This is a genomic window from Corynebacterium sp. NPDC060344, from assembly GCF_042725215.1.
GTDB lineage: Bacteria > Actinomycetota > Actinomycetes > Mycobacteriales > Mycobacteriaceae > Corynebacterium.
Genome location: NZ_JBHXCS010000026.1, coordinates 1 through 3624 on the forward strand (window position 1 = coordinate 1; position 3624 = coordinate 3624).

Genomic DNA, 3624 nt, shown 5'->3' on the forward strand with positions numbered 1-3624 from the left:
GCCGTCACCCGAGCGTCCCGGAGGGACCCCCGTCATGACCATCCTCGTCACCGGAAGCCGCGGCAAGGTCGGCTCCCACCTCATCGGCCTCCTGCACGCCCGCGGCATCGCCGTCCGGGCCGGCTCGGCCGACCCGTCGAAGCTTTCGCTGCCCGAGGGCGTGGAGTCCGTACCGCTCGCCCTGGACGACGCGTCCGGCTTCCGGGCGGCGCTGGCCGGCGTCGAGTCCGTCTTCCTGTACTGCGAGCCCAGCGAGATCGACGCGTTCGTCAAGGAGGCCGAGGCCGCCGGGGTCCGGCACGTGGTGATCATGTCCTCGGACGCGGTGCTGCTCCCGGACGCCGCCGACAACTGCATCGCCGCCCCGCACCTGGTCGTCGAGCAGGCGCTGGAGGCCTCCACCATCACGGCGACCGCCTTCCGCTGCGGCGCCCTCGCGGGCAACTGCCTGCCCTGGGCGTGGGCCCTCAAGGGCGCGGGCTTCGTCAGCCTGCCCTTCCCCGACAGCTACGCCGACCCGGTCAACGAGAAGGACATCGCCGAGGCCGCACTGGCCGCGCTCACCGAACCCCGGTTCCAGGGACGCTCTTACCACCTCACCGGGCCCCAGGCGCTCACCTTCGCCGAGCAGGTCCGCACCGTCGAGGAGGCCGCCGGCCGCGCGATCCCGGTGCGCGTCGTGGCGCCCGAGGAGTGGAAGGCGGGCCGCGCCGGCTACATCCCCGCCGACATCGCCGACGAGCTGCTCGTCCTGTGGTCCAAGGACACCGAGCCGCTGCCGCTCACCGGCGACATCGAAGAGCTGACCGGCCACCCCGGCCGCACCTTCGCCCTGTGGGCCGAGGAGAACGCCCCCGCGTTCCGCGGCTGACGGACCGCCCCCGTACGGCCGCCCCAGCACAGCACAGAGCCGAGAAAGGTACGAGATGACGACGGTGGACGAGCACACGGGCTCGATCGAGGATCTGACCGGGCTGGAGAGCCCGACCGACGAGGAACTGGCGAGATCGCTTCCGGGTGACTTCAGAAGCATGTACGCGGACCTGGACGGCGTACGGCTGCACTACGTCGCCGGCGGCGAGGGCGAGCCGCTCGTCCTGCTCGGCGGCTGGCCGCAGACCTGGTGGGAATTCCGCAAGATCATGCCCGAGCTCGCCCGCCGCTACCGCGTCATCGCGGTCGACCTGCGCGGGATGGGCGGCTCCAGCCGCCCCGAGGGCGGCTACGACAAGAAGTCGATGGCCGCGGACATCCGCGCCCTGGTCCACCACCTCGGCTACCAGAGCGTCAACGTGGCCGGCCACGACATCGGCGCCATGGTCGCGTTCAGCCTCGCCGTCAACCACCCCGAGGCCGTCCGCAAGCTCGCCCTGCTCGACGTCATGCACCCGGGCGAGAGCAAGTATTCGATGCCGCTGCTGCGCCGCCCCGGCACCGGGGTCTCCATGTGGTGGTGGGCCTTCAACCAGACGAAGGACCTGCCGGAGAAGCTGATCGCCGGCCGGATGCGGCACGTCGTCGACTGGATCTTCGCGAACTCCCTCTACGACCAGGACTCGGTCAGTCCGTGCGACCGGGCCATCTTCGCCCGCGCCTACGACACCCCCGAGCAGATCCGGGCGACCAACGGCTGGTACCGGGCCTTCCCGCAGGACATCGAGGACATGGCGACGTACGACAAGGTCACCGTGCCGGTGCTCGGGATCGCCTCCCCCGTGAGCCACGAGGAGTTCGAGCAGGTGCTCCCCTCGCTGGCCCCCGACGTGCGGGTGGTGAAGCTGTACGAGACCCTGCACTGGCTCCCCGAGGAGCAGCCCGAGCCGGTCATCCGGCTGCTGACGGAATTCTTCGCCTGACCGACCTTCATCCATCTGCTGCACGAGGAGAACGAACCCATGGGCAAGGACGTAATAGTCGTCGGCGCGGGTCCGGTCGGGCTGATGCTCGCCGGCGAGATCCGGCTCGGCGGCGCGGACGTCGTCGTCTTCGAGAAGCTGCCCGCGCCGAGCGGCGAGTCCCGCGGCGTCGGCTTCACCAAGCGTGCGGCCGAGGTGTTCGACCAGCGCGGGCTGCTCGCCCGGTTCGGCGAGGTCGAGTACGCGCAGGGCCACTTCGGCGGCGTGCGCATCGACTTCAGCAAGCTCGACGACAACCACTACAGCGTGCGCGGGATCCCGCAGTTCCGCACCGAGGCCCTGCTGGAGGCCTGGGTGCGCGAGATCGGGGTCACCGTCCGCCGCGAGCACGAGGTGGTCGGCTTCCGGGAGAGCGCGGACGGCGTCGTCGTCGAGTACGAGGGTCCGGACGGGCGGGTCGAGGAGAGCGCCTCGTACCTGGTGGGCTGTGACGGGGCGCGCAGCATCGTGCGCAAGCTGGCCGGCATCGACTTCCCCGGGTGGGAGGCCACCCGGGGGATGTACATGGCCGACCTGGTCGGGGCGAACATCCGCCAGCGGCCGATCGGCGAGCAGGTCCCGGGCGGCATGGTCATGGCCTTCAACCTCGAGGACGGCGTGGACCGCATCGTCATCCACGACGAGAAGCTGCGCCCGCACGAGGACAAGAGCAAGCTGACCTTCGCCGAGATCGCCGACGCCTGGCAGCGGATGACGGGCGAGGACGTGCACGGCGCGGAGGCCCGGTGGGTGAGCTCCTTCACCGACACCACGCGCCAGGCCTCCGAGTACCGCAGCGGGCGGGTGTTCCTCGTCGGGGACGCCACCCACATCCACATGCCGGCCGGCGCGCAGGGCATGAGCGTGGGCGTCCAGGACGCCGCCAACCTCGGCTGGAAGCTGGCCGCGACGGTCAAGGGCTGGGCCCCCGAGGGCCTGCTGGACACCTTCCAGTCCGAGCGGCACCCGGTGGGCGAGGGGCTGATGCGCAACACCCGCGCGCAGACCCGCCTGTACCTGAGCGGCGAGGAGATGGAGCCGCTGCGCGCCGTCATGCGCGAGCTGGTGGAGATCCCTGAGGTGGCCCGGCACCTGGCGGGACTGGTCAGCGGGATCGACGTCCGCTACGACATGGGCGCCCCGGGGCACCCGCTGGCCGGGCTGCGGCTGCCCGACCACGAGCTGCAGCGCGCGGACGGCGCCCGTACCCGGGTCGCCGAACTGCTGCACGCGGCCCGCGGCGTACTGGTGCTCACCGGCGGCGAGGGCGACGCGGAGCTGAAGGAACTGGCCGGGGCCTGGTCGGACCGGGTCGACGTGGTCGAGGGGCGCTGGGACCCGGAGCTGACGCCCGGCGGGCTGCGGCTGCCCGAGGCCGTGCTGCTGCGGCCCGACGGCCACGTGGCGTGGGCCGCGCCGGACGGCGGCAGCCTTCGAGCGGCGCTGGAGGCCTGGTTCGGGACCGCTCGAGAGACGGTGGAGAGCGCCGCCGGGGCGCAGCGGGGCGCCGTACTGTGAAGGGCACGGGCCCGCCGGGTGGCGAGGGCCGCCGGGGGTCGGGCGTGAGGTACGGCGTGACGGGGAGCTGAGCGCGCGGACACGTCCCTTCCCCCAGACTGCCCGGCACTTGCCCTGAGCGGCGCCGCCCGGTGAGTCGGGAGTGCCCGCCGTGACGCGGCGGGCCCCGGGGCCACGGGAGGGATTACCCAGAGCGCCCCATTAAAACACC

At 72.2% G+C, this 3624-nt stretch carries 3 protein-coding genes; all 3 read left to right on the forward strand.

What is annotated here, in order from left to right:
• The first annotated feature begins 34 nt into the window (after positions 1–34).
• The 3 genes from ACFWGD_RS13020 to ACFWGD_RS13030 are packed head-to-tail and all read left to right on the forward strand — an operon-like array spanning position 35 to position 3413.
• Positions 35–871, forward strand: a complete 837-nt coding sequence (locus ACFWGD_RS13020; protein ID WP_377779110.1) for an NAD(P)H-binding protein — start codon at positions 35–37, stop codon at positions 869–871.
• A 55-nt stretch (positions 872–926) separates the two neighbouring features.
• Positions 927–1856, forward strand: coding sequence for an alpha/beta fold hydrolase (locus ACFWGD_RS13025; RefSeq protein ID WP_377779111.1), 930 nt, complete (start codon positions 927–929; stop codon positions 1854–1856).
• A 39-nt stretch (positions 1857–1895) separates the two neighbouring features.
• Positions 1896–3413 (forward strand): FAD-dependent monooxygenase, encoded by a 1518-nt coding sequence (locus tag ACFWGD_RS13030; protein ID WP_377779112.1) that lies wholly within the window; start codon positions 1896–1898, stop codon positions 3411–3413.
• Positions 3414–3624: the final 211 nt, after the last annotated feature.